Raw genomic sequence first — 23,077 nt, forward strand, 5'->3', positions numbered from 1 at the left:
GGGCTCTCCTCAAGCTATGCGGGTGGCCAGGTGATCCAGGAGGCGGGGACCTCCTCGTGCAGCCGGACGACGTCGTGCCGGGCCAGCACCCGGGTGCGCAGCAGCTCCCGCGCCACGAGCCGCGCCACGGCGACGGCGCCCGGCGGGTTGAAGTGGGTGTTGTCCTGCTCGGTGGCGGTCCAGTTGAAGTAGGTCTTCGTCTCCTCGGCGCCGAGCCGCTGCCACAGCGCGAGCGAGAGCGCCTCGATGTCGAGCAGCGCGACCCCTTCCTCCTCGGCGAGGGCGCGCATGGCCGCCGGGTACTCGCCGTGGGTGGGCAGGGCGGTGCCGTCGGCGGCGAACCGGCGGCGCTCCACCGGGGTGGCGAGCACGGGCCGGGCACCGCGCTCGCGGGCGCCGGCGAGGTACAGCCGCAGGTAGCGCTGGTACGTCGTCCACGGCTCGGTGTACCGGGCGGGATCGGTGGCCTTCTCGTCGTTGTGCGCGAACTGGACGAGCAGCACATCCCCGCGCCGGACCCCGGCGAGCAGCGCGTCGAGCCGCCCTTCGTCCACGAAGCTCTTCGCACTGCGCCCGTTCACCGCGTGGTTGGCGACCTTCAGCTCCTCGCGGAGGAAGAAGGGCAGCGCCATGCCCCACCCGGTCTCGGGCGCGGCGTCGGCGTACTTCTGCGCGGCCGTGGAGTCGCCGGCGAGGTGCAGGGTGCGGGTCTCCCGGCGGGAACGGCCGACGAGCGGTACGGCGGCGAGACCCGCGGAGGTGACTTGTCTGCGCGTGAGGGACACGGCCTGTGCCTTTCGACTGGGGTGCGTTTCCAGAGGGGGCGGAAGACCGCGCGTCCGGCCGGGGCCGGCCGGCGGTCCCCCGCCCGCGGGGGCCGTCCGGCCGCTCAGCGGTGCTCCTTCCAGTCCGCCTGCGCCGTGTTCAGCTGGTCGGCGAGCGTGTCCAGGAACTCCTTCGCGCTCAGCTTCCCGAGCAGCACCTTCTGCAGGTTCGGTTCGTTGTCGGCCTTGGAAAGGGTGTTCCAGTCGGGCAGGTAGTACGGCAGCTGCACGATCTTCGTGCGGGACCCGTTGAGCGCCTCGGCGGCCAGCTTCGTCGGCTCCGACGCCCGCACCCACGCGTCCCCGGCCGCCTCCGTGTTGGCCGGCACCTGCCCCGCGACCTCGTTCCACTTGCTGTTGGCCGCGTGCGAGGCGGCGAACTCGATGAACTTCCAGGCGGCGGCCTTGTTCTTGCCGGACTTGAACAGGGCGAGCCCGTCGACCGGGTTGGACACCTGCACCCGGGTCCCGTCGTCCAGGGTCGGGTTGGGGATGCCGCGGAACCTGCCCTTCAGCGCCTTCTCGTGGTCGGCGTAGGAGCCCAGGTTGTGGCTGAGCATCCCGATGGTGCCGGAATCCCACTGGGCGACCATCTTGGTGAAGTCGTTGTTCACGTCGGCGGACGGCGTGTCCTTCTTGTACAGGCCGGCGTACTTCTCCAGCGCGGCCACGTTCCTCGGGTCGTTGACGGTGGTCTTGTCGCCCTTCCAGAAGGACGTGATCCCGCTCTGCCCGTACATCGCGTCCAGGGCCTGGGCGATGGAGCCCTCACCGCCGCGCAGGGTGTAGCCGAAGGCGTTCTTGTCCTTGTGGGTGAGCCGGTCGGCGGCCCGGTAGAACTTCGTCCAGGTGGTCGGCGGCTCCAGCCCGGCCGCGCGGAACAGGTCGGTCCGGTACCACAGGGTGCCGTTGTTCGCGGACGTCGGCACGGTGTACGTCCTGCCGTCGCCGCCGGCCGCCTTGACGCTCTCCAGGAACGTGGCGTTCAGCCTGCCCTTCAGCGGGCTGCCGGAGAGCCGGCCGTCCAGCGGCTCCAGCGCGCCCTGCGCGGCGACCTCGGCCAGCATCGCCGTGCCGAGGCCGCCGACGTCCGGCAGGCCGCCGCCCTGGATGGCGGTGTCGTACTTGGACTGGACGCTCGCGGCGGGCACACCGACGTACTTCACCTTGATGTCGGGGTACTTGGCCTCGAAGTCGGCGATGATCTGCTTCCAGACGTCGGTGCGGACACCGCCGTTGTTGTCCCAGAACGTGACGGTGCCCTTGCCGGAGCCCTCGTTCCCCTTGCCGCCCGCGCCGCCGCTGCCGTCGTCGCCGCAGGCGGTGGCGGTCAGCGCGAGGACGGAGCCCAGGGCGACGGCCAGGGCGGCGCGCCTGCTTCTGCGGTTGCGGATGCTGCTTGTCATCGGTCGGCTCTCTTCTGCTGGGTCCAACGGGGCAGGGGGTGGTGGGGCTCGGTGTCCGGTCCGTCGCCGCGGACCGGGGAAGGGCGTGCCCGGCCAGGCGGGCACGGTGCTCACGAAGGGGTGAAGCGGAACCGGGTGAAGGTGGCCGAGCCCGCCGGCCCGGTCCCCTCGGGTGCGACGGCGAACAGGCCGAGCAGGGCGCCGACCCAGCGCCAGGGCACGGCCGCGAAGACCGGCCCGGACGGACGCGGGCCGTCCCCGACGTCGTAGGAGAACCGGCACCGCGCCCCGGGTCCGGCCTCGATCCGCAGCAGGGCCCGGCCCCCGGGCGCCACGCACGGCACCCCGGCGTCGCGTTCCCGCTCGGCGACCTCCTCCGCGAAGCGGTGCACGAGGCGGACCGTCCCGTCGGCCCCGCGCTCCAGCCCGATCCAGGAGAAGGCGTCCCCGAGCACCGCCAGTCCGGCCCGCGCGCCCGGCTCGGTGGCGTCCAGCCGCAACCCGACCTCGACGGTGCCCGGCACCCCCGGCAGCCGCTGGGTCAGGACGTGGGGCAGTTTCCGCGGGTCGTGGGCGTCGGCGGAGCGGACGCAGGCCAGCCGCAGCCCGTCCCCGGAGTGCTGGGTGGCCCAGCCGTCGGCCGGGTTGGCGGTCCACTGCCACTGCCGGCCGTACCGGCCGCCGGGGAAGTCGTCGTCGGTGGCGGGCGCGGCGGGCGGCTGCGGCGGCAGCGTGGGCCGCCGGTGCACGGCGACGGGGGCGCCGTCGTCGCCGAGGACCGGCCAGCCGTCGTCCGCCCAGCGCATCGGCTGGAGATGGACGACCCTGCCGTAGGCGCCGCGCTGCTGGAAGTGAACGAACCAGTCCTCGCCGGCCGCGGTGCGCACCCAGCCGCCCTGGTGCGGTCCGTTGACGTCGGTGTCCCGCTGCTCCAGGACGATCCGCTCCTCGTAGGGGCCGAAGAACCCGCGCGAGCGGAACGCCCCCTGCCAGCCGGTCTCCACCCCGCCGGCCGGGGCGAGGATCCAGAACCAGCCGTCGTGCCGGTACAGCTTGGGTCCCTCCAGGGTGAACCAGCCGGGGATGCGGTCGCCGTCCACGATCACCCGGCCCTCGTCGAGCAGCGAGGTGCCGTCCGGGTGCATGCGGTGGCCGGTGAGGCGGTTCTTGACCCCGGAGCGGGATCTGGCCCAGGCGTGCACGAGGTAGGCCTCGCCGGACTCCTCGTCCCACAGCGGGCACGGGTCGATCAGGCCCTTGCCCGCCTTCACCAGGTGCGGGCGGGTCCACGGACCCCTGATCCCGGGCGCGTTGACCTGGAAAATGCCCTGGTCCGGATCGCCCCAGAAGATCCAGAAGCGGTCGTCGTGGTGCCGGAGGGACGGCGCCCAGACCCCGCGGTCGGGCCGGGGCCGGTCGAACTCCTCCGCCGGTTCCAGGCGGTCCAGGGCGTGGCCGACGAGGGTCCAGCCGACCAGGTCCCGGGAGTGCAGCAGCGGCAGCCCGGGGACGCGGCCGAAGCTGGAGGCGGTCAGGTAGAAGTCGTCGCCGACGCGGACGACGTCCGGGTCGGACCAGTCGGCGTTCAGCACCGGGTTGCGGTAGGAGGAGGTCACTGGGCCACCGCCTTGCGGACCAGCGCGGCCGCTTCGGCGCGGTCGGGCCGGCCGTCGGCGACGACGGTGACGATCCGGCGTACGACGGTCTCGCCGGGCGCGACGGACAGCCGCTCGGTGTGCGCGAGGCTGGAGCCCACGCCCGGGTACTCGGCGGCCCGCACGAACCAGGGGTCGCGGCGGGTGTCCTCGGTGGCGCCGGCGAAGACCAGCGTCCAGCGGGCGCCGGCCAGCGCGAGCCAGTCGGCGCGGGTGCCGTGCACCGCGGCCTCGCCGTCCCGGTCCGCGGTGAACACCTCCGGGGCCCGCGCCTCCTTGCGGGCCCGCCAGAAGAAGCCGCCGTAGGCCGCGCCGGGCCGGCCGTTGGTGGCGGGGCTGCCGAGCGACAGCGGGGCCGGGGTGACGTTGGTGAGGGAGAAGGTGAAGTCCAGCGCCCAGGCGGTGGCGCCGAGCCCGGTGGCCGCGACCGTACGGCGTTCGCGCAGCAGCTCGGTGCCGGCGGCGACCCAGCGCAGCTCCTCCACGAAGCCGTCCGGGTCGCAGAGCTGGAAGCCGGTGTGCCGCTGGGCGCCGTGGTTGTCCAGCTCGGTCGGCCCCCGGTCGCGGACGAAGGTCCGCCCGCCCCAGAAGTTGTACCCCTCGACGTCGGGGACGGCGACACCGACGCCGAGGTGGTGGGCGTGGTCGGCCGGGCCCAGCTCGGTGACCGCCGTGCCGGCCAGGGTGGTGACGGGGTGCAGGCAGGGGCGCGGGGCGAGCCGGGCGGGCAGCTCGGGCCGGATGACGTAGCGGCCGACCGGCCGGCCCGCGACCCGCAGGACCAGGCTGTCGTGGGAGGGCATCAGGTGCTCACCTCGTTCGGCGGGGCCCAGGAGGCGCCCAGTTCGGAGTAGAGGGCGAGGGTGTCGGCGCTGGCCGCGACCAGGCCGTCGACGCCCGGCACCGTCCGGCGCCCTTCGCCCGGCAGCAGCCGCCAGGCGGTGTCCGGCAGCGGCACCGGGTCCGGGGCGGTGCGGACGGCCTCGACCACCCGCATGAAGGCGCCGGTGTCCTCCGGCGGGACCAGCAGCGCGGTGCCGTGCTCCAGGTGCGCGACCAGGTTCTCCAGCAGGTCCGTGCGGCCGTACACGGTCTCCTCGGGGCCGTGCCCGGTCCGCTGGAGCAGCACCCGGTCCTGCTTGAACCAGAAGGTGATCCGGCCGGTGCTGCCGTGCACCAGCGCGTACGGCTCGCCGGGCCGCTCGGCGCACAGGGTCGCGGCGACCGTGACCGGTCCGCGCGGGGTGCGTACCCGGACGCAGGAGGTGTCGTCGGACTCGATGGCGTTGGCGCGCAGCAGTTCGGTCTCGATGCCGGTGACGTCCTCGGCGCGGGTGGTGCCGAGCAGGGCCAGGGCGGTGGCGACGGCGTGCGCGAGCGGGTTGGTGAGGACACCGTCCACGACGTCGGCGCCGTCCAGGCGCCGCCGGCCGGCCCAGGGCGCCCGCCGGTAGTACGTCTCGTCACGGGCCCAGGCGCCGGCGGCGCCGACCCCGGTCACCTCGCCGACGGCGCCCTCGGCGATCAGCCGCCGGATCGCGGGCAGCGCGTGCGAGCCGAGCGACTGGAAGCCGATCTGGCAGGCCACCCCGGCCCGCGCGACCCCGTCGGCCATGCGGCGGAACGCGGCGTAGGAGGGCGCGGGCGGCTTCTCCAGCAGCAGGTGCGCGCCCCGCGCGGCGGCGGTCAGGGCCAGCTCGGTGTGGGTCGGGATCGGTGTGCAGACGACGGCGATCCGCGCGCCGGTGCCGTCCAGGAGCGCCCCGAGGTCGGCGGACTGCGCGGGCGTGCCCAGGCCGTCCGGGATCTCCGCCTCGGTCAGCGGGGTCAGCTCGCAGATCCCGGCCAGCCGGACCACGCCCCGGGCCTGGAGCCGGCGGATGTTGTCCAGGTGCCAGCGGCCGTGGCCGCGGGCGCCCGCGAGGACGACGGGCACGGTCATGCCGTCCTCCCCGCGACGGCCGCTGCGAGGTGGCGCGGTCTCATCCCTTCACCGCCCCGGCGCTGAACCCGGTGATCAGCCACTTCTGGATGAAGGCGAACACGATCACCACGGGCACGGCCGCGATGATGCCGCCCGCCGCCAGGGCGCCCAGGTCGACGCTGTCCGCGCTCATCAGGGTGTTCAGGCCGACCGGGATGGTCTGCTTGCCCTGGTCGGACAGGAACATCAGGGCGAACAGGAAGTGGTTCCAGGCGTGCACGAAGGCGAAGGAGCCGACGGCGATCAGCCCGGGCCGCAGCAGCGGCAGGACGACGATCCGGAAGGCGGTCAGCCGGTTGCAGCCGTCCACCCAGGCGGCCTCCTCCAGGGAGTAGGGCACGTTCCGGATGAAGCCGCTGATCAGGATCATCGACAGCGGAAGCTGGAAGACGGTCTCGGCGAGGACGACACTGCCCAGCGAGTTGATCATCCGCAGCCCGGCGAAGATCTGGAACAGCGGCACCAGCAGCAGTGCGCCCGGCACGAACTGGGAGCAGAGCAGGGCCAGCATGAAGCCGCGCTTGAGGCGGAAGTCGAACCGGGCGAGGGCGTAGCCGCCGGCCAGGGAGACGACGGTGGTGAGCACCAGCGTGGCGAGGCCGACGTAGACGCTGTTGGTGAAGTAGGTGCCGAAGCTGCGTTCGGTCCACACCTTCGCGAAGTGCTCGAAGGTGACCGGCCAGGGCACCAGGGAGGTGGAGCCGGCCGGGCGGAGCGCGAAGAGCAGGATCCAGTAGAAGGGGATCAGCGTGAACAGGAGGTAGACGGCCAGCGGGACGTAGATCTGCCAGCGCGGGACCTCGTCCCAGGCGCGGTGCCTGCGGCCGGGCCGGGCGGGCTGGGCCGCCACGCGCCCGGGGGCGGGAGCGATCTCGGTGATCACCTGGACGCACCTCCGAACTTGCTCAGCCGCAGGTAGACGACCGAGCAGAAGAGCAGGATCACGAACGCCACCGTGGTCAGGGCGGAGGCGTAGCCGAAGTTGTGGGCGTCGACGGAGGTGTTGGCGATGTACAGCGGCAGGGTGGTGGTCTCGCCGGCCGGGCCGCCGCCGGTCAGGGTGTAGAGCAGGTCGACGTTGTTGAACTCCCACACCGCGCGCAGCAGCGTGGACAGGACGATCGCGTCCTTCAGGTGGGGCAGTGTGATGTGCCGGAACTGCTGGAGCCGGCTCGCCCCGTCCACCTCGGCGGCCTCGTACAGGTCCCGGGAGACGGACTGGAGGTCGGCGAGGATGAGGATCGCGAAGAACGGCACTCCGCGCCACAGGTCGGCGACCACCGCGGCCGGGAACACCGTGGAGGTGTCCGACAGCCAGCTCGTGCCGTAGGAGCCGAGGCCCGCGTCGGCGAGGTAACGGCTCACGCCGGTCTGGGAGTTGTACAGCAGCACCCAGATGGCGGAGGTCAGCACGCCGGAGACGGCCCAGGGCGAGAAGACGAGCGCGCGGCCCACCGCCCGCCCCACGAACGTCTGGTTGACGATGAGCGCCAGGGCGAGGCCCAGCAGCAGTTGCAGGGCGACCTCCACCGCGACCCACTTGGCGCTGAAGGTGAGCGAGTCCCAGAACTGCGGGTCGTGGGCGAAGGCGTGGGTGAAGTTCTCCAGGCCCGCGAAGCCGTTGCGCCAGGGCTTGGTGGGGTTGTAGTCGCGCAGGCTGTAGTAGAAGACGCTGAGCACCGGGTAGGCGATGAAGCCCAGCATCAGCAGGGCCGCCGGGGCGATCAGCAGGTACGGCAGCCTGCGCGGGGTCGCGGAGGCACGGCGCCGCCGGGGTGGCGCGGGCGGTGTCGCCACGGCTGCGGCTTGGGCCATGACTGTTCTCCGTTCTCGGTGAAGCGCTTTCCGATCGGTGTTCGAGATCCCGGCCAGGGGCGGCCGGGATGCGGGGCGGCTCAGCCCGCGTACGGGTCCCGCACCGTGCCCGGCCGCGCGAGGAACTCGAAGTCGCAGCCGGTGTCCGCCTGGGTGATCTGCTCGTTGTAGAGCGCCCCGTAGCCGCGCTCGTACCGCGCGGGCGGCGGGGTCCACGCCGCCCGGCGCCGCGCCAGCTCCTCGTCGTCCACGTGGAGGCGGAGGCTGCGGGCGGCGACGTCCAGGGTGATGAGGTCGCCGCTGCGCACCAGCGCCAGGGGGCCGCCGACGTACGACTCCGGGGCCACGTGCAGCACGCACGCGCCGTAGCTCGTGCCGCTCATCCGGGCGTCGGAGATGCGGACCATGTCCCGCACACCCTGCTTCAGCAGGTGGTCCGGGATCGGCAGCATGCCGTACTCGGGCATGCCCGGGCCGCCCTTGGGGCCGGCGTTGCGCAGCACCAGCACGTGGTCGGCGGTGATGCCGAGCGCGGGGTCGTTGATGGTGCGCTGCATGGTCTTGTAGTCGTCGAAGACGACGGCCGGGCCGGTGTGCCGCAGCAGACGCGGCTCGGCGGCGATGTGCTTGATGACCGCGCCGTCCGGGCAGAGGTTGCCGCGCAGCACGGCGACCCCGCCCTCGGCCGCGACCGGGTTGTCCCGGGGCCGGATCACGTCGTCGTCGTGGACCAGGGCGCCCGCCAGCTGTTCGCGCAGGCTGTCGTGGGCGACGGTCGGGCGGTCCAGGTGGAGCAGGTCGGTGATCCGGGAGAGGAAGCCGGGCAGCCCGCCGGCGAAGTGGAAGTCCTCCATCAGGTACTTCTGTCCGCCCGGGCGGACGTTGGCGAGCACCGGGACCGTGCGGGCGATGCGGTCGAAGTCGTCCAGGGTGAGGCGGACGCCCGCCCGGCCGGCCATGGCGATCAGGTGGATCACCGCGTTGGTGGAGCCGCCGAGGCCCAGCACGGTGGTGACGGCGTCCTCGAACGCCTCCCGGGTGAGGATGTCGGCCAGTGTGCGGTCCCGGTGGACCAGTTCCACCGCGGTCAGGCCGGCCCGCGCCGCCATCCGGTCGTGCCCGGAGTCCACCGCCGGGATGCTGGAGGCGCCCGGCACGGTCACCCCGAGGGCCTCGGCCGCCGCGGTGAGCGTGGACGCGGTGCCCATCGTCATGCAGTGGCCCGGCGAGCGGGCCAGGCCGCTCTCCAGCTCGGTCAGTTCGCAGTCGCCGATGAGCCCGGCGCGCTTGTCGTCCCAGTACTTCCACATGTCGGTGCCGGAGCCGAGGACCTCACCGCGCCAGTGGCCCGGGAGCATGGGGCCGGCGGGCACGAAGACCGCGGGCAGGCCGGCGGAGGCGGCGCCCATCAGCAGCGCGGGCGTGGACTTGTCGCAGCCGCCCATGAGCACCGCCCCGTCGACCGGGTAGGAGCGCAGCAGCTCCTCGGTCTCCATGGCGAGCAGGTTGCGGTAGAGCATGGGGGTCGGCTTCTGGAAGGTCTCGCTGAGCGTGGCGACCGGGAACTCCAGCGGGAAGCCGCCCGCCTGCCACACCCCGCGCTTGACGGCCTGGGCGCGCTCGCGCAGGTGGACGTGGCAGGGGTTGATGTCGGACCAGGTGTTGAGGATGGCGATGACCGGCTTGCCGAGGTGTTCCTCGGGCAGGTAGCCGAGCTGGCGGGTGCGGGCGCGGTGGCTGAAGGACCGCAGGCCGTCGGTGCCGTACCACTGGTGGCTGCGCAGTTCCCCGGGCCGCTTGCGGGGCGCGCTCATATGGACCATCCGGCGGCGATCGCGGCGACCTCGGCGCGCTGGTCCTCGGGCAGCGCCCTGCTGGGCGGCCGGACGTCCCGCCGGCACAGGCCGAGCGCGGCCAGGGCCTCCTTGACGACGGTGACGTTGTCGGCGTTGCCGTGCGCGGCGCGCAGCTCCTCGAAGCGGCGGATCCGCTCCCAGACCTTCATGGCGGCCGGGTAGTCGCCGCGGCGCAGCGCCGCCAGCATGGTCCGGGAGAGGGCCGGGGCCACGTTGACGAGTCCGGAGGTGAAGCCGGTGGCGCCCGCGGAGAAGTAGGAGGGCGCGTACGGCTCGGCGAGTCCGGCCACCCAGACGAAGCGGTCCAGGCCCGCGTCCCGGGCGAAGGCCGCGAACCGGGCGGCGTCCGGGACGGCGTACTTCACGCCGATCACGTTCGGGCAGTGGCCGGCGAGTTCGCCGAGCCGGGCGCCGGGCAGCTGCGCGTTGCGGATGTACGGCACCACGCCCAGCTCGGGGACGGCCTCGGCGATCGCGCGGTGGTAGTCGACCCAGCCGGCCGCCGAGACGTACGGGTGCACCGGCTGGTGCACCATGACCATCCCGGCGCCCAGGTCGCGGGCGTGCCGGGCGGAGGCGATGGCGGTGGGCAGGTCGTGGCCCACGCCGGCCAGGATCGCGGCGCGGCCGCCGGCCTCCGCCGCGGTGGTCTCGGCGACCAGCCGGCGCTCCTCGGGGGTGAGGGCGTAGAACTCGCCGGTGTTGCCGTTCGGGGTGAGGGTGGTGATCCCGCCGTCGAGCAGGCGGCGCAGCAGGGCCCGGTGGGCGGCGGTGTCGACGGAGCCGTCCGCGGCGAACGGGGTCACCGGGATGGCCACCACGTCGGCCAGGGCCGCCCGCTGGGTCTCGAAGGTCACGCTGCTCATCGCTCGCCGTCCGTCGCGAGGGGCTCGGGGAACGCCCGGCGCACGAAGGACGCGATGTGCGCGTGCAGGGCCTCGGCGGCCCCGTCGGCGTCGCCGTCCAGCGCGCGCCGCAGGATGTCCCGGTGCTCGGCGGCCTCCCGCTCCCAGGACGGGTCGGCGGCCCAGGCGACGGTGGAGACCAGGGCGGCCTGGTCGCGGACCTCGTCCAGCATCCGGGCGAGCAGCGGGTTGCCGCACGGCAGGTACAGGGCGCGGTGGAACTCCCGGTTGGCGAGGGAGCGTTCGGCGGTGTCGGTGGCGTCGTCGGCGCGGGTCAGCGCGGAGCGGGCGGCGTCGAGGGAGGCGCCGCCCCGGACGGACCGGCGCAGGGCCTCCGGCTCCAGCAGCAGCCGTACGTCGTACACCTCGCGCGCCATGTCCGCGTCCACCATGCGCACCGTGACGCCCTTGTACTGGCTCATCACGACCAGGCCGGTGCCGGCGAGGGTCTTCAGCGCCTCGCGCACCGGGGTCTTGGACACCCCGAACTGCGCGGCCAGCTCCGTCTCGACCAGGGCCTGACCGGGCGTCAGCTGCCCGGTGAGGATGCGGTGTTTGATCGCGTCCAGCACGTACTGCGTGCGGGACGGGATCGGCGTGGGCACAGAGGTCATGCGGCCCTCTCGGATCTCACATATGGCGTCTCATATATGACGTACGAAGTACGACGCGTCGAAGGTAGGAGGGGCCACGGGTTTCGTCAATGCTTCCGACAAAGAACGTGCGAGTGAAGGGAGTTCGGGCGGGTGACGGGCGGGGCGCGACGACGGTCCGTGGTGGGCGGGATCGCGCCGGCGGCGGGCGGGAGGGCGGCGGTTTGCGACGATTCACGGTGGCCCGGATCGCGGGTCACGGTGGCCGGGATCGCGCCGGCGGCGGGCGGGGGCACGTCGGTTCGCGGCGGGCGGGATCGCGCTGGCGGCGGGCGCGCTGGCGGGTCCGGCCGGGGTGTGGGAGCCGGTGGCGCGGCGGCCGACGCCGTCCGGCGGGGCCGGCGGGGCCGGCGGGGCCGCCCTGTGGGCCGATCGCCGCCCGTGCGACGCGGGACGCGGGGACCGCCGCTCGGCCGGGCTGCGGCGAGCGCGGGCGTGCCGCTGGCCGCGGGCGCCGCGAGCGGGCTCGCCGTCGGGGCCGGGCCGGTGGCCCGCCCGGGCACGCCGTCGCCGGGGGCTCTGGGGTTGGTTGGGGGCGTTCTGCCGGTTCAGGGGGTGGACAGGGCTGTGCGGACTGCCGCCAGGTCGTCGTCCGAGGCCAGGCCGGCGTGGTAGAGCCGTAGTTCGGTCGCGCCGTCGGCCCGTGCGCGGGACGCGTCCGCCGCGAGGGTGCCGGGGCTGCCGCCCATGCCGGTGACGACGGTGAGGTTGGCGGCCAGCACCGTCCCCTCCCGGGCCCGTGCGGCGAACGGCGCCAGCAGGGCCGTACCACCCGTGCAGGGCACCACCACGCCGTCGGCCACGGACAGGATGTGCGCCGGGTCGACGCCCGCGTTGGCCCCGCAGTGGTAGGAGACCGGGTCGGCGTGCAGCAGGACCTGGAAGCCGTGGGGCGCGGCGGCGCGCACGGCGGCGACGGCCTCCTCCTGGAGGGTGCGGGCGGTGGTGTCGCGCCAGGCGCGCGTGACGGCCGCTGTCTCCTCGCCGAGCAGCTTGCCCACCGTCGGCCAGCCCTCGTCTCCGGCCGCGCCCCGCCACAGCGGTTCCAGGGCCTCGCGCACGGCCGCGGCCAGCGCGCCCGCGTCCAGGCCGAGTGCGCCGTAGCCGGCCTGGCAGGAGGGGCAGAAGCACAGGGACATCAGGTACTGGCCGGCCTCCCCGAGGGCCACGCCGGCCGTCTTGTCGTGGGCGTGCAGGTGCTGGAGCCCGTACCAGCCGAGGGACTCCAGTTCGGTGCCCCGGGCACCGGGGCGTACGGCGGCCTCGGCGGCCAGGTCGGTCAGGTACGCGCGCGTGGCGGGCTGGGCGATGCAGGGCGCCCACGGATAGCGGTCGCCGTAGGCGTTGACGACGCTGGTGTCGGGATGCTCGGCGCCCATGCGGGAGTTGTGCGCGAGGACGACCCAGGTGTGCACCTCCAGGCCGGCCGCGGCGAGGGCGCCGGCCGCCGTGCCGTAGGCGTCGCCGGGGGCCCAGCGGCCGGCGGGGTAGGGCCGCAGGCCGCGGCCCGCCCAGCGGGTGCCCGGCGGGTAGAGGACGGCCGCGTACTCGGCGGTGACGACGCGGTGGCGAGGATGGCGCGGGGTCAGCGCCCGGGTGGAGTGGTAGGCGGCGGCGAGGGTGACCTGCTCGACGCCGAGCCCGGCGAGGCGCTCGGGTGCCTCGGGGTCGCCGACGACGTCCCAGGGGTAGACGAACGCGGACGTCTTCACGCGGCCCCCTCCAGCAGCGCCTGCCCGCGCTCGATCAGCCGGGCGAGCTGCTTGACGTGCTCCCCGGCCGGCTCGTGCAGCGGCGGCCGGACCTCGCCGACGTCCAGGCCGCGCAGCCGGACGCCCGCCTTGACCAGCGAGACCGCGTATCCGCGGCCCTGGGCGCGCAGTTCCACGAACGGGCGGTAGAAGCCGTCCAGGAGGCGGTGCGCGGTGGGCAGGTCGCCGCTCTCCAGGGCGCGGTGGAAGGCGAGGGCGATCTCCGGCGCGAAGCAGAACACGGCGGAGGAGTACAGGGTGACGCCGAGCGCGCGGTAGGCGAGCTGGGTCTGTTCGGCGGTGGGCAGTCCGTTGAAGTACAGGAAGTCGCCGGGGACCTCGGTGCGGACGGCGCTGATGACGCGCTGCATCAGATCGAGGTCGCCCAGGCCGTCCTTGAGGCCGATGACGCCGTCGGTGCGGGCCAGCGCGACCACGGTCGGCGGGGTGAAGACGGCGTTGTCGCGCTGGTAGACGACGACCGGCAGGTCGGTGGCGGCGGCGACCTCCCGGTAGTGCCGCAGCAGCCCCTCCTGACCGGCGAGCACCAGGTACGGCGGCATGGCGAGGAGGCCGTCGGCGCCCGCGTCGGCGGCGAGGCGGGCGTAGCGGACGGCGAGCGCGGTGCCGTACCCGGCGCCCGCGACTACCGGGACGCGCCCGTCGGCCGCCTCGACGGCGGCCCGGACGCAGTCCGCGAACTCCTCCGGCAGCAGCGCGTGGAACTCGCCGGTGCCGCAGCAGGCGAAGACGGCGGCGGCACCGGCCTCGACACCGGCGCGCACATGGGCGCGGTAGACGTCCAGGTCGGGTGAGCCGCCGGGGCCGTAGGCCGTGACGGGGAAGAAGAGCGGCCCGGTGGGTTCGCGGAGCCGGGCGGCGAGAGGGGCTGGCGTCACAGGCGCTCCCTGTCGGTGCATGCTTCTGATCGTCGTCTATATTCCTGAACGACAGCACGCTACGGTCCGTCATCCGAGCGGGTCAAGCGCCCGAACAGGCAACACCGGTGCGGATCTCCTGCCGCCGGGGCACACTTGACGGGGCATGGCACACCTCCCTAGCGTGTCCATGGATGTGAACAGGGTCCACACATGCGCGCGTTGCCCTCCCGGCTGCCGTCGCCCGCCGGCTCTAGGACACCAAGGAGATCGAAGGATGCCCGCTCCCCGCACCGTCCTGCTCACCGGCGCCGCCGGCGGGCTCGGCACCCTGATGCGGTCCCTGCTGCCGGAGTACGGCTACACGCTGCGCCTGCTCGACGTCCGTCCCGTCGAGGGCGAGCCGGACGCGATCACCGCGGACCTCGCCGACCGGGACGCGCTGCGCGAGGCGGTGCGGGGCGTGGACGCGATCCTGCACCTCGCGGGCATCTCGCTGGAGGCGCCCTTCGAGAAGATCCTCCGCTCGAACATCCAGGGCACCTACCACCTCTACGAGGCCGCCCGCGAGGCCGGGGTGCCGCGGATCGTGTTCGCCTCCTCCAACCACGCCGTCGGCTTCACGCCGGCCCCCCGCCCGGGCGAACCGCTGATCCCGGTCGACACCCCGCGCCGCCCGGACACCTTCTACGGCCTGTCCAAGTCCTTCGGCGAGGACCTGGCCCAGCTCTACTGGGACAAGCACGGTCTGGAGACCGTCTCCGTGCGCATCGGCTCCTGCTTCCCGGAGCCCACCAGCGTCCGCATGCTCTCGGTGTGGATGAGCCCGGCCGACGGCGCGCGCCTGTTCCACGCGGCCCTGACCGCCGAGGGGGTCGGCCACACGGTCGTCTACGGCTCCTCCGCCAACACCCGTCTGTGGTGGGACCTCGGCAGCGCGCGGGCGCTCGGCTACACGCCCCGGGACGACTCCGAGCCGTACGCCGCGAAGCTCCTCGCCGAGCAGGGCGAGCCGGACCCGGACAACCCGGCCCACACCTGCCTGGGCGGCCACTTCGTGAACGACCCGCCGATCTGGCCCTACTGAGCCGCGCACGGCGGCCGGAATCAGCCGTCCCCACGCGCGGGCGGGCACCGAACGGGCCCGTCCGCGGCCGTGTCCGGGCATCCGGTGTGCCCGTTCCCGCTCCGCCCCGGACAGCCGCGCAGGTCCGCCGCGGGCCCGGCCCGTGCCGAACGGGCCGAAGCGGGCCCGATCGGGCCCGCAACAGACCTGGTCAGCGCCGCGCACCGACGGTAGAACTTCCCCCATGGGCCCGAACGGGCAGTGCCACAGGGAAGTGGGTGACGACATGCGCACAGGGACCGCCGAGGAGCGCCGGCGGGAGATCGTGCGGACCGCGCGCGCCACCGGCTCGGTGGACGTCACCGCCCTCGCCGCCGCGCTCGGCGTGGCCAGGGAGACCATCCGGCGCGACCTGCGCGCGCTGGAGGACCACGGTCTGGTCCGCCGCACCCACGGCGGCGCCTACCCGGTGGAGCGCGCGGGCTTCGAGACGACGCTCGCCTTCCGCGCCACCAGCCACGTGCCCGAGAAACGCCGGATCGCCGCCGCCGCGGCCGGTCTCCTCGGCGACGCCGAGACGGTCTTCGTCGACGAGGGCTTCACGCCGCGGCTCATCGCCGAGGCGCTGCCCGGGGGACGGCCGCTGACCGTGGTCACCGCGTCGCTGCCGGTCGCGGGCGCCCTCGCGGAGGCGGAGAACGTCTCCGTGCTGCTGCTCGGCGGCCGGGTCCGCCGGGGCACCCTGGCCACCGTCGACCACTGGACGACGAAGATGCTGGCCGGCTTCGTGCTCGACCTCGCCTACATCGGGGCCAACGGCATCTCCCGCGAGTACGGTCTGACCACGCCCGACCCGGCGGTCGGCGAGGTGAAGGCGCAGGCCGTCCGGGCCGCCCGCCGCACGGTCTTCGCGGGCGTGCACACCAAGTTCGGCGCGGTCGGCTTCTGCCGGTTCGCGGAGGTCGGCACGCTGGAGACGATCGTGACCAGCACCCTCCTGCCGGCCGCCGAGGCCCACCGCTACTCCCTGCTGGGCCCGCAGGTCATCCGGGTCTGAGCCTCCGCCCGCCCGTCCTCGGGGACCTCCCCGCCCCGAGGCCGGCCTCCCCCGCCCGCACACCACCCTTTATCTCCCTGTACATCCCCTTCCATCCTCCTTCTCCAGCTATCCCCAGGAGCGATCCATGCGCACCCCGAGCCGACGGAGGCCGCGAGCCACGCTCGCCGCGGCCGCCGCAGGGACGCTGCTCGCCCCGCTGCTCACCGGCTGCTGGGCCGGCGCGGGCGGGACCGGTTCCGGCGGCGACGCCATCAACGTCCTGATGGTCAACAACCCGCAGATGACCGAGTTGCGGAAACTGACCGCCGCCCACTTCACCCAGGACACCGGCATCAAGGTCAACTTCACGGTGCTGCCCGAGAACGACGTCCGCGACAAGATCAGCCAGGACTTCGCCAACCAGGCCGGGCAGTACGACGTGGCCACCCTGTCCAACTACGAGATCCCGATCTACGCCCGCAACGGCTGGCTGCGCCCGCTGGACGCGTACGTCGCGAAGGACCCGTCGTACGACGAGAAGGACGTCCTGAAGCCGATGCGCGAGGCCCTCACCGGCGCCGACGGCAAGCTGTACGGACAGCCCTTCTACGGCGAGTCGTCCTTCCTGATGTACCGCAAGGACGTGTTCGCGGCCAAGGGCCTGACCATGCCCGCCCGCCCCACCTGGCACCAGGTCGCCGAGCTGGCCGCCGAGGCGGACGGCGCCCGGCCCGGGATGCGCGGCATCTGCCTGCGCGGACTGCCCGGCTGGGGCGAGCTGACGGCGCCGCTGACCACCGTCGTGAACACCTTCGGCGGCACCTGGTTCGACAAGGACTGGAGGGCCCGGCTCGACTCGCCCGCCTTCGAGAAGGCGACGAAGTTCTACGTCGGCCTGGTCCGCCGGCACGGCGAGTCCGGAGCCGCCCAGTCCGGTTTCGCCGAGTGCCTGAACAACATGACACAGGGCAAGACCGCCATGTGGTACGACGCCACCTCCGCGGCCGGTCTGCTGGAGGCGGACGACTCCCCGGTCCGGGGCAAGCTGGGCTACGCCCCGGCGCCGGTGGAGAAGACGCAGTCCTCCGGCTGGCTCTACACCTGGGCCTGGGGCATCCAGCATGCCTCCCGCAACCCGGACAAGGCGTGGAAGTTCGTGTCCTGGGCGTCCGGCAAGGGCTACGAGCGGCTGGTCGGCGAGACCAGCGGCTGGTCGAACGTCCCGGCGGGCAAGCGCGCCTCCACCTACGCCGACGCCGGCTACCGCGCGTCCGCCGCCGCGTTCCAGGAGATGACCAGGCGGTCCATCGAGAACAGCCGCCCGGACGACCCCGGCGTCCAGCCGCGCCCCGCGCCCGGCATCCAGTTCGTCGGCATCCCCGAGTTCACCGATCTGGGCACCAGGGTCTCCCAGGAGATCAGCGCGGCCATCGCCGGACGCCAGTCCGTGGACGCGGCCCTGGAGAAGTCCCAGCGGCTCGCCGAGCACATCTCCGAGGAGTACGAGGGACGATGACCGCGACCACCGCACCCGTTGCCGCCACGCCGGTACGCGCCGCCCGCCGGCCCTCCGCCCGGCTGCGCGCCTGGGCCACCCGGGCCCCGCTGCTGCCCGCCCTTATCTTCATGATCGTCGTCACCCAGCTGCCGTTCGTGGCCACGCTGGTGATCTCCTTCTTCGACTGGAACGCCCTTTACCCGAAGGCCCGCCGCTTCGCCGGCCTCGACAACTACCGCCGGGTCCTGACCGACGCCGAGCTGCGCCACTCGGTGTGGACCACCGTGCTGCTGACGGTGACGGTGGTCCTGGTCAGCCTGGTGCTCGGCCTGGTCCTGGCGCTGCTGCTGGACCGCAGGTTCCGCGGCCGGGGCCTGGTCCGCACCCTGCTCATCGCGCCGTTCCTGGTCGTCCCGGTGGCCGCGGCCCTGCTCTGGAAACATGTGCTCTACAACCCTGAGTACGGCTTGTTCAACGGGTTGCTCCACTATGTGGGCGGGCCCCAGCCCGACTGGATCTCGCACACCCCGCTGCTCGCGGTCGAGGCCTCCCTGGTCTGGCAGTGGACGCCGTTCATGATGCTGATCCTGCTCGCCGGCCTGCAGAGCCGCGACCACGAGCAGATCGAGGCCGCCCGGGTGGACGGCGCGAACGACTGGCAGGTCTTCCGCCATCTGACGCTCCCGCACCTGCGCCGCTATCTGGAGCTGGGCGCCCTGCTGGGCTCGGTCTACATCGTGCAGAACTTCGACGCGGTCTTCACGATCACCTCCGGCGGGCTGGGCACCGCCAACCTGCCCTACACCGTCTACCAGAGCTTCTACCAGGCCCACGAGAACGGGCTCGCCTCGGCCGCCGGCGTCCTGGTGGTCATCGGCTCCCTCGCCCTCGCGACCTTCGCGCTGCGCGTGGTGTCGTCCCTGTTCCGCGAGGAGGTGTCCCCCGCATGAAGGCCGTACGACGCCACGGGCCGGCGCTGCTGGCCTGGCTGGCCGGGATCGTGTTCTTCCTGCCGATCGCGTGGATGGCGCTGACGTCGTTCCACTCGGAGGCCGACGCGGCGACCAGTCCGCCGTCCTTCGGCGCCGCCCTCACCCTGGACGGCTACCGCGCGTTCTTCGGCGGCGACGGCGGGCCCGGTCCCTGGCCGGCGCTGGTCAACTCCACGGTGGCCTCGGCCGCCTCCACGCTCTGCGTCCTGCTGCTGGCCCTGCCCGCGGCCTACGCGCTGTCGATCCGCCGGGTGCGCAAGTGGACCGACGTGCTGTTCTTCTTCCTGTCCACGAAGATGCTGCCGGTGGTGGCCGGTCTGCTGCCGGTCTACCTGTTCGCGAAGCACACCGGGACGCTGGACGACATCTGGCTGCTGGTACTGCTGCACACCTCGATGAACCTGCCGATCGCGGTGTGGATGATGCAGTCCTTCCTCGCCGAGATCCCGGTCGCGGTGATCGAGGCCGCGCGGATCGACGGCGCCCGGCTGCCCACGGTCCTCGCCCGCGTGGTGGCCCCGATCGCCCTGCCCGGCATCGCCGCCACCGCCCTGATCTGCTGCATCTTCAGCTGGAACGAACTGCTCTTCGCCCGGGTGCTGACGGGCGTGGTCGCCGAGACCGCCCCCGTCTTCCTGACCGGCTTCATCACCAGCCAGGGCCTGTTCCTGGCGAAGGTGTGCGCCGCGTCGCTCGTCATCTCCCTGCCGGTGCTCGCCGCGGGGTTCGCCGCCCAGGACAAACTGGTCCAGGGCCTGTCGTTGGGAGCCGTGAAATGAAGGCCGCCGTCATCGAGGCCGTGGGCCGCGCCGTCGTCACCGAGGTCCCCGACCCGACGCCCGGACCCCGCGAGGTCGTCGTCGAGGTCGCCGCCTGCGGCCTGTGCGGCACGGACCTGCACATCCTCCAGGGCGAGTTCGCGCCCCGGCTGCCGATCATCCCCGGGCACGAGTTCGCGGGCACGGTCGTCGGGACCGGCACCCGGGTCACCGAGCTGGCGGTCGGCGACCGGGTGGCCGTGGACCCCTCGCTCCACTGCCACGAGTGCCGCCACTGCCGTACCGGGCACGGCAACCTGTGCGAGCGGTGGGCCGCGATCGGTGTGACGGACCCGGGCGGCGCGGCCCGGTACGCCGTCGCCCCGGTGGCGAACTGCGTACGGCTGCCCGAGCATGTGCGCACCGAGGACGCGGCCCTGGTGGAACCGCTGTCCTGCGCGGTGCGCGGCTACGACGTGCTCCGCTCCCGGCTGGGCGCGCACGTCCTGGTCTACGGCTCCGGGACCATGGGCCTGATGATGCTGGAGCTGGCCAAGCGGACCGGCGCGGCGAGCGTGGAGGTGGTCGACGTGAACCCGGACCGCCTTCAGACCGCCCGCCGGCTCGGCGTCTCGGGCGCGGCGGGCAGCGCGGACGAACTGGACCGGCCGCAGGGCTGGGACGTGGTCGTGGACGCGACCGGCAACGCGGCGGCGATCCAGGACGGCCTGGGCCGGGTGGCGAAGGCGGGCACGTTCCTCCAGTTCGGCGTGGCGGACTACGCGGCGCGCGTGACCATCGACCCGTACCGCATCTACAACCAGGAGATCACGATCACCGGTTCCATGGCCGTGCTGCACAGCTTCGAGCGGGCGGCGGAGCTGTTCGCGAGCGGCGTGCTGGACCCGGAGGTGTTCATCAGCGACCGGATCGAGCTGGCGCGCTATCCGCAGGCGCTGGAGCAGTTCGCGGCGGGCGTGGGGCGCAAGATCGTGGTGGTGCCGTAACCCGTTCGGCTGGTAAGGGAACGGTAAAGCGGTGTCGTTCGTTCTCCCGGCATGACAGCTATGACCCCTGGTTCGAACATCGCTCTCCCGGTCGCGCGCGTGACGGTGGACGTCTCCGCCCCGGTGCGGCTCGATGTGTCGGGCCTGCTGCTCACCGGCGACGGCAAGGTGCGGTCCGACGGCGATTTCATCTTCTACAACCAGCCGAGCGGCCCCGGCGTGACCTACCGCTCGGGCGGCGGCACGGCTCCGGACGCGGTCACGGTGGACACCGCCGCCGTGCCGCCGGAGATCGAGAAGATCGTCGTCACGGCCAGCCCGGACGCGGCCGGCCAGACCTTCCAGGGCATCGAGCCGACGGCCACGGTCCGGGACGCGGACGGCGGCGCCGTGCTGGCGACGTTCACGCCGCCGCGGCTCGGCACGGAGACCGCGCTGGTGATCGTGGAGATCTACCGCCGCGGCGGCCAGTGGAAGGCGCGGGCCGTCGGCCAGGGGTACGCCGACGGTCTGGCGGGCATCGCGACCGACTTCGGCGTGACGGTGGAGGAGCCGGCCCCGGCCCCGGCCGTCTCCCCCACGGCCCCGGCCGCTCCCCCGGCCCCGCCGCAGCCGGCCGCCCCGCCGCAGCCGGCCGCCGTGCCGCCGCGGCCGGCGACCCCGCCGCCCGCCCCGGCGCCCGGGGCGGGGAAGATCAACCTGGACAAGGGCCGGGTCAGCCTCCAGAAGAACCAGACCGTGTCCCTGGTCAAGGGCGGCCGGCCGCTGCTGACGCAGGTCCGGATGGGCCTCGGCTGGGAACCGGCGTTCCGCGGCAAGGACATCGACCTGGACGCCTCGGTCATCGCCTACGGCCCGCGGCGCAACCACCTCGACAGCTGCTACTTCGGCAAGCTGGCGATCCTGAACGGCTCGGTGCAGCACTCCGGTGACAACCTGACCGGTGAGGGCGGGGGCGACGACGAGGCCATCATGGTCGACCTCGGCCGGCTGCCCCAGGAGGTCACCGGCCTGGTCTTCACGGTGAACTCCTTCTCCGGGCAGAAGTTCACCGAGGTCGCCAAGGCGTACTGCCGTCTGCTCGACGCGGCGACGGGCGAGGAACTGGTCCGCTTCGACCTCACCGGCGCGCAGCCCCAGACCGGCGTCCTGATGGCCAAGCTGGTCCGCCAGTTCTCCGGCGAGTGGGATATGACGGCCCTGGGCGACTTCGTGAAGGCCCGCACGGTACGGAACATGGTGGACCCGGGAGCGAAGGCGCTGTAGCGCGGCGGACACCGCAGCAGGCCGGGGACCCGCCGCCGGTGTGACGGCCGTCCCCGGCCGGGGCTTGGCCGGGGACGGGGACGGGGTGGGATCAGCGCCGTGGGCGGGAGGTCACCGCTTGTGCCGCTTCCAGGGGCCGGTGATCGCCAGCATGATGCCGGGGGTCTGGATGTTCGCGAACAGGGTCCGGCCGTCGGGCGAGAAGGTGACGCCGGTGAACTCGCTGTACTCCGGCTCCGCGGCGGTACCGATGTTCAGTTCGTTGCGGGCGATCGGGTAGGTCCGGCCGCTCTCGGTGGCGCCGAACAGGTGCTGGACGCCCTCGCCGTCCTCGGCGATGACCAGTCCGCCGTACGGCGAGACGGTGATGTTGTCGGGACCGTCGAAGGCGCCGTCCGCGGCCGGGTCCGGGTTCACGCCGAACAGCACCTTCAGGGTGAGGGTGCGGCGCTTGGGGTCGTAGAACCACACCTGGCCGTCGTGCTGGACCGGGCTCTCCTGGCGGGCGAAGGAGGAGACGACGTAGACACCGCCGTCGCCCCACCACATGCCTTCCAGCTTGCGGGCCCGGGTGACCTGGCCGTCCGTGAACTGCTTGCGCACGGAGACGGTCCGGGCGTCGCGGTCGGGGACGTCCACCCAGTCCACGCCGTACACCGTGCCGGTCTTCGTGGCGCGGGACAGGTCGTCCACGAACCGGCCGCCGGAGTCGAAGCACCTGAAGGCCTGGAGCACGCCCGCGTCGTCGGCGAGGGTGCGCAGCTTGCCGCGGCCGTGGCGGAAGCCCTCCGGCGGGGTCCAGCGGTAGAACAGGCCGTTGGGGCCGGAGGCGTCCTCGGTGAGGTAGGCGTGGCCGTGCCGGGGGTCGATGACGACGGCCTCGTGGGCGTAGCGGCCGAACGCCTTGACGGGCTTCGGCTCCCGGTTGGCCCGGCGGTCGGCCGGGTCGACCTCGAAGACATAGCCGTGGTCCTTGGTGAAGCCGTTCTTCCCGGCCTTGTCCTCGGTTTCCTCGCAGGTCAGCCAGGTGCCCCAGGGGGTGCTGCCGCCCGCGCAGTTGGTGGCGGTGCCGGCGATGCCCACCCACTCGGCGACCTCGCCGCCGCGGCGGACCTCGACCACCGTGCAGCCGCCGGCCGCCGCCGGGTCGTAGACGAGGCCCTCGGCGAGCGGCACCGGGTGCGGCCACTGGGCGCGGGCGCCGGCCAGCTCGTGGTTGTTGACGAGCAGGGTGGTGCCGCGCGGGCCGGCGAAGGCGGCGGTGCCGTCGTGGTTGGACGGGGTGAACTCGCCGGACTCCAGCGTGGTGCGGCCGCTGTAGGTGACGATCTCGTAGCGGAAGCCGGCGGGCAGGGCGAGTATGCCGTCCGGGTCGGGGACCAGCGGGCCGTAGCCGACGCCGTGGTGGTGGTCCCCGTGGTCCCCGTGCGCGGCCCCGGCGCTCTCGGTCTCCGTGGCGGCCAGGGCGTTCGGCGCGGTGGCGAGGGCGCCGACGCTGCCCGCCAGCGCGACCCCGGCGCCGGTGAGCGCGGATGTCCTGGCGAAGTCCCTGCGGCTGAGCGTCATGGTGTCTCCTGTGACGGCGTTGCGGTGTCGTGGAGGGTGGGGGGCCTCGGTTCGGCGCACACGCTCCCGCCCGGCCGTGAACGGGAGTTGAACACCGGGCCACCACGGCGGCGCCTGTTCCATGAATCCGTATACGGCCCACCATGCGGCCGTATACG

20 protein-coding genes are annotated in these 23,077 nt (G+C 73.5%); 7 read left to right on the forward strand and 13 right to left on the reverse strand.

From position 1 onward, the window contains the following. Nucleotides 1-14 precede the first annotated feature (14 nt). From ACH4OA_RS29590 to ACH4OA_RS29645, 12 genes are all read right to left on the reverse strand, one after another. Nucleotides 15-785 carry a rhamnogalacturonan acetylesterase gene (locus ACH4OA_RS29590; protein WP_397972187.1) on the reverse strand — a complete coding sequence of 257 codons (771 nt, stop codon included), beginning with the start codon at nucleotides 783-785 and terminating at the stop codon, nucleotides 15-17. Nucleotides 786-889: 104 nt separating this feature from the next. Then, nucleotides 890-2,230 carry an ABC transporter substrate-binding protein gene (locus ACH4OA_RS29595; protein ID WP_397972190.1) on the reverse strand — a complete coding sequence of 447 codons (1,341 nt, stop codon included), beginning with the start codon at nucleotides 2,228-2,230 and terminating at the stop codon, nucleotides 890-892. Between the two features lie 110 nt (nucleotides 2,231-2,340). Then, a complete protein-coding gene (locus ACH4OA_RS29600) occupies nucleotides 2,341-3,846 on the reverse strand; it encodes a family 43 glycosylhydrolase (RefSeq protein ID WP_397972193.1) in 1,506 nt (501 codons plus the stop codon). Continuing rightward, nucleotides 3,843-4,688, reverse strand: a complete 846-nt coding sequence (locus ACH4OA_RS29605; RefSeq protein ID WP_397941772.1) for a PmoA family protein — start codon at nucleotides 4,686-4,688, stop codon at nucleotides 3,843-3,845. The genes ACH4OA_RS29600 and ACH4OA_RS29605 overlap by 4 nt, the downstream gene beginning before the upstream one ends. Continuing rightward, nucleotides 4,688-5,827 (reverse strand): Gfo/Idh/MocA family protein, encoded by a 1,140-nt coding sequence (locus ACH4OA_RS29610; RefSeq protein ID WP_397941770.1) that lies wholly within the window; start codon nucleotides 5,825-5,827, stop codon nucleotides 4,688-4,690. The genes ACH4OA_RS29605 and ACH4OA_RS29610 overlap by 1 nt, the downstream gene beginning before the upstream one ends. Nucleotides 5,828-5,867: 40 nt before the next feature. Then, nucleotides 5,868-6,752, reverse strand: coding sequence for a carbohydrate ABC transporter permease (locus tag ACH4OA_RS29615; protein WP_397972195.1), 885 nt, complete (start codon nucleotides 6,750-6,752; stop codon nucleotides 5,868-5,870). After that, on the reverse strand, nucleotides 6,749-7,684 hold the full coding sequence (locus ACH4OA_RS29620; protein ID WP_397972199.1) for a carbohydrate ABC transporter permease: 936 nt from the start codon (nucleotides 7,682-7,684) through the stop codon (nucleotides 6,749-6,751). Before ACH4OA_RS29620 ends, ACH4OA_RS29615 begins: the two co-directional genes overlap by 4 nt. 80 nt (nucleotides 7,685-7,764) lie before the next feature. After that, nucleotides 7,765-9,498 (reverse strand): L-arabinonate dehydratase, encoded by a 1,734-nt coding sequence (gene araD, locus ACH4OA_RS29625; RefSeq protein WP_397972202.1) that lies wholly within the window; start codon nucleotides 9,496-9,498, stop codon nucleotides 7,765-7,767. Beyond that, on the reverse strand, nucleotides 9,495-10,406 hold the full coding sequence (locus ACH4OA_RS29630) for a dihydrodipicolinate synthase family protein (RefSeq protein WP_397941764.1): 912 nt from the start codon (nucleotides 10,404-10,406) through the stop codon (nucleotides 9,495-9,497). The genes araD and ACH4OA_RS29630 overlap by 4 nt, the downstream gene beginning before the upstream one ends. After that, nucleotides 10,403-11,059 (reverse strand): GntR family transcriptional regulator, encoded by a 657-nt coding sequence (locus ACH4OA_RS29635; protein ID WP_397972205.1) that lies wholly within the window; start codon nucleotides 11,057-11,059, stop codon nucleotides 10,403-10,405. The genes ACH4OA_RS29630 and ACH4OA_RS29635 overlap by 4 nt, the downstream gene beginning before the upstream one ends. 587 nt (nucleotides 11,060-11,646) lie before the next feature. Then, entirely contained in the window at nucleotides 11,647-12,810 is a 1,164-nt protein-coding gene (locus ACH4OA_RS29640; RefSeq protein WP_397941760.1) for a hypothetical protein, read from the reverse strand. After that, the gene (locus ACH4OA_RS29645; RefSeq protein ID WP_397941758.1) at nucleotides 12,807-13,748 is read right to left on the reverse strand and encodes a 5-dehydro-4-deoxyglucarate dehydratase; all 942 of its coding nucleotides are present in this window, start codon (nucleotides 13,746-13,748) and stop codon (nucleotides 12,807-12,809) included. Before ACH4OA_RS29645 ends, ACH4OA_RS29640 begins: the two co-directional genes overlap by 4 nt. 256 nt (nucleotides 13,749-14,004) lie before the next feature. Between ACH4OA_RS29645 and ACH4OA_RS29650 the strand changes: the two genes are divergently transcribed. The 7 genes from ACH4OA_RS29650 to ACH4OA_RS29680 all read left to right on the forward strand — a co-directional run bounded on the left by ACH4OA_RS29650 (nucleotide 14,005) and on the right by ACH4OA_RS29680 (nucleotide 21,353). Then, a complete protein-coding gene (locus ACH4OA_RS29650) occupies nucleotides 14,005-14,814 on the forward strand; it encodes an NAD-dependent epimerase/dehydratase family protein (RefSeq protein ID WP_397972208.1) in 810 nt (269 codons plus the stop codon). A gap of 265 nt (nucleotides 14,815-15,079) precedes the next feature. Continuing rightward, nucleotides 15,080-15,850: a DeoR/GlpR family DNA-binding transcription regulator gene (locus tag ACH4OA_RS29655; RefSeq protein ID WP_365882453.1), complete on the forward strand. Its 771-nt coding sequence runs from the start codon at nucleotides 15,080-15,082 to the stop codon at nucleotides 15,848-15,850. A 127-nt stretch (nucleotides 15,851-15,977) separates the two neighbouring features. Further along, entirely contained in the window at nucleotides 15,978-17,348 is a 1,371-nt protein-coding gene (locus tag ACH4OA_RS29660) for an ABC transporter substrate-binding protein (protein ID WP_397948251.1), read from the forward strand. Further along, nucleotides 17,345-18,280 carry a carbohydrate ABC transporter permease gene (locus ACH4OA_RS29665; protein WP_397941751.1) on the forward strand — a complete coding sequence of 312 codons (936 nt, stop codon included), beginning with the start codon at nucleotides 17,345-17,347 and terminating at the stop codon, nucleotides 18,278-18,280. Before ACH4OA_RS29660 ends, ACH4OA_RS29665 begins: the two co-directional genes overlap by 4 nt. Further along, on the forward strand, nucleotides 18,277-19,101 hold the full coding sequence (locus tag ACH4OA_RS29670; RefSeq protein ID WP_365882459.1) for a carbohydrate ABC transporter permease: 825 nt from the start codon (nucleotides 18,277-18,279) through the stop codon (nucleotides 19,099-19,101). Before ACH4OA_RS29665 ends, ACH4OA_RS29670 begins: the two co-directional genes overlap by 4 nt. Next, entirely contained in the window at nucleotides 19,098-20,087 is a 990-nt protein-coding gene (locus ACH4OA_RS29675) for a zinc-dependent alcohol dehydrogenase family protein (RefSeq protein ID WP_397941749.1), read from the forward strand. Before ACH4OA_RS29670 ends, ACH4OA_RS29675 begins: the two co-directional genes overlap by 4 nt. A gap of 60 nt (nucleotides 20,088-20,147) precedes the next feature. Next, on the forward strand, nucleotides 20,148-21,353 hold the full coding sequence (locus ACH4OA_RS29680) for a TerD family protein (protein ID WP_397941747.1): 1,206 nt from the start codon (nucleotides 20,148-20,150) through the stop codon (nucleotides 21,351-21,353). A gap of 111 nt (nucleotides 21,354-21,464) precedes the next feature. On the opposite strand, the gene ACH4OA_RS29685 is transcribed toward ACH4OA_RS29680, so the two are convergent. Further along, nucleotides 21,465-22,919 (reverse strand): alkaline phosphatase PhoX, encoded by a 1,455-nt coding sequence (locus tag ACH4OA_RS29685; RefSeq protein ID WP_397941746.1) that lies wholly within the window; start codon nucleotides 22,917-22,919, stop codon nucleotides 21,465-21,467. Nucleotides 22,920-23,077: the final 158 nt, after the last annotated feature.

This window comes from Streptomyces sp. NPDC017095 (assembly GCF_044332325.1).
Taxonomy (GTDB): Bacteria; Actinomycetota; Actinomycetes; order Streptomycetales; family Streptomycetaceae; genus Streptomyces.

Coding starts and splice junctions, on each gene's coding strand:
- ACH4OA_RS29660 (WP_397948251.1), top strand. CDS start 15,978: ATGCGCACCCCGAGCCGACGGAGGCCGCGAGCCACGCTCGCCGCGGCC.
- ACH4OA_RS29650 (WP_397972208.1), top strand. CDS start 14,005: ATGCCCGCTCCCCGCACCGTCCTGCTCACCGGCGCCGCCGGCGGGCTC.
- ACH4OA_RS29605 (WP_397941772.1), bottom strand. CDS start 4,688: ATGCCCTCCCACGACAGCCTGGTCCTGCGGGTCGCGGGCCGGCCGGTC.
- ACH4OA_RS29630 (WP_397941764.1), bottom strand. CDS start 10,406: ATGAGCAGCGTGACCTTCGAGACCCAGCGGGCGGCCCTGGCCGACGTG.
- ACH4OA_RS29635 (WP_397972205.1), bottom strand. CDS start 11,059: ATGACCTCTGTGCCCACGCCGATCCCGTCCCGCACGCAGTACGTGCTG.
- ACH4OA_RS29655 (WP_365882453.1), top strand. CDS start 15,080: ATGCGCACAGGGACCGCCGAGGAGCGCCGGCGGGAGATCGTGCGGACC.
- ACH4OA_RS29665 (WP_397941751.1), top strand. CDS start 17,345: ATGACCGCGACCACCGCACCCGTTGCCGCCACGCCGGTACGCGCCGCC.
- ACH4OA_RS29685 (WP_397941746.1), bottom strand. CDS start 22,919: ATGACGCTCAGCCGCAGGGACTTCGCCAGGACATCCGCGCTCACCGGC.
- ACH4OA_RS29670 (WP_365882459.1), top strand. CDS start 18,277: ATGAAGGCCGTACGACGCCACGGGCCGGCGCTGCTGGCCTGGCTGGCC.
- ACH4OA_RS29675 (WP_397941749.1), top strand. CDS start 19,098: ATGAAGGCCGCCGTCATCGAGGCCGTGGGCCGCGCCGTCGTCACCGAG.
- ACH4OA_RS29610 (WP_397941770.1), bottom strand. CDS start 5,827: ATGACCGTGCCCGTCGTCCTCGCGGGCGCCCGCGGCCACGGCCGCTGG.
- ACH4OA_RS29595 (WP_397972190.1), bottom strand. CDS start 2,230: ATGACAAGCAGCATCCGCAACCGCAGAAGCAGGCGCGCCGCCCTGGCC.
- ACH4OA_RS29680 (WP_397941747.1), top strand. CDS start 20,148: ATGACCCCTGGTTCGAACATCGCTCTCCCGGTCGCGCGCGTGACGGTG.
- ACH4OA_RS29620 (WP_397972199.1), bottom strand. CDS start 7,684: ATGGCCCAAGCCGCAGCCGTGGCGACACCGCCCGCGCCACCCCGGCGG.
- araD (WP_397972202.1), bottom strand. CDS start 9,498: ATGAGCGCGCCCCGCAAGCGGCCCGGGGAACTGCGCAGCCACCAGTGG.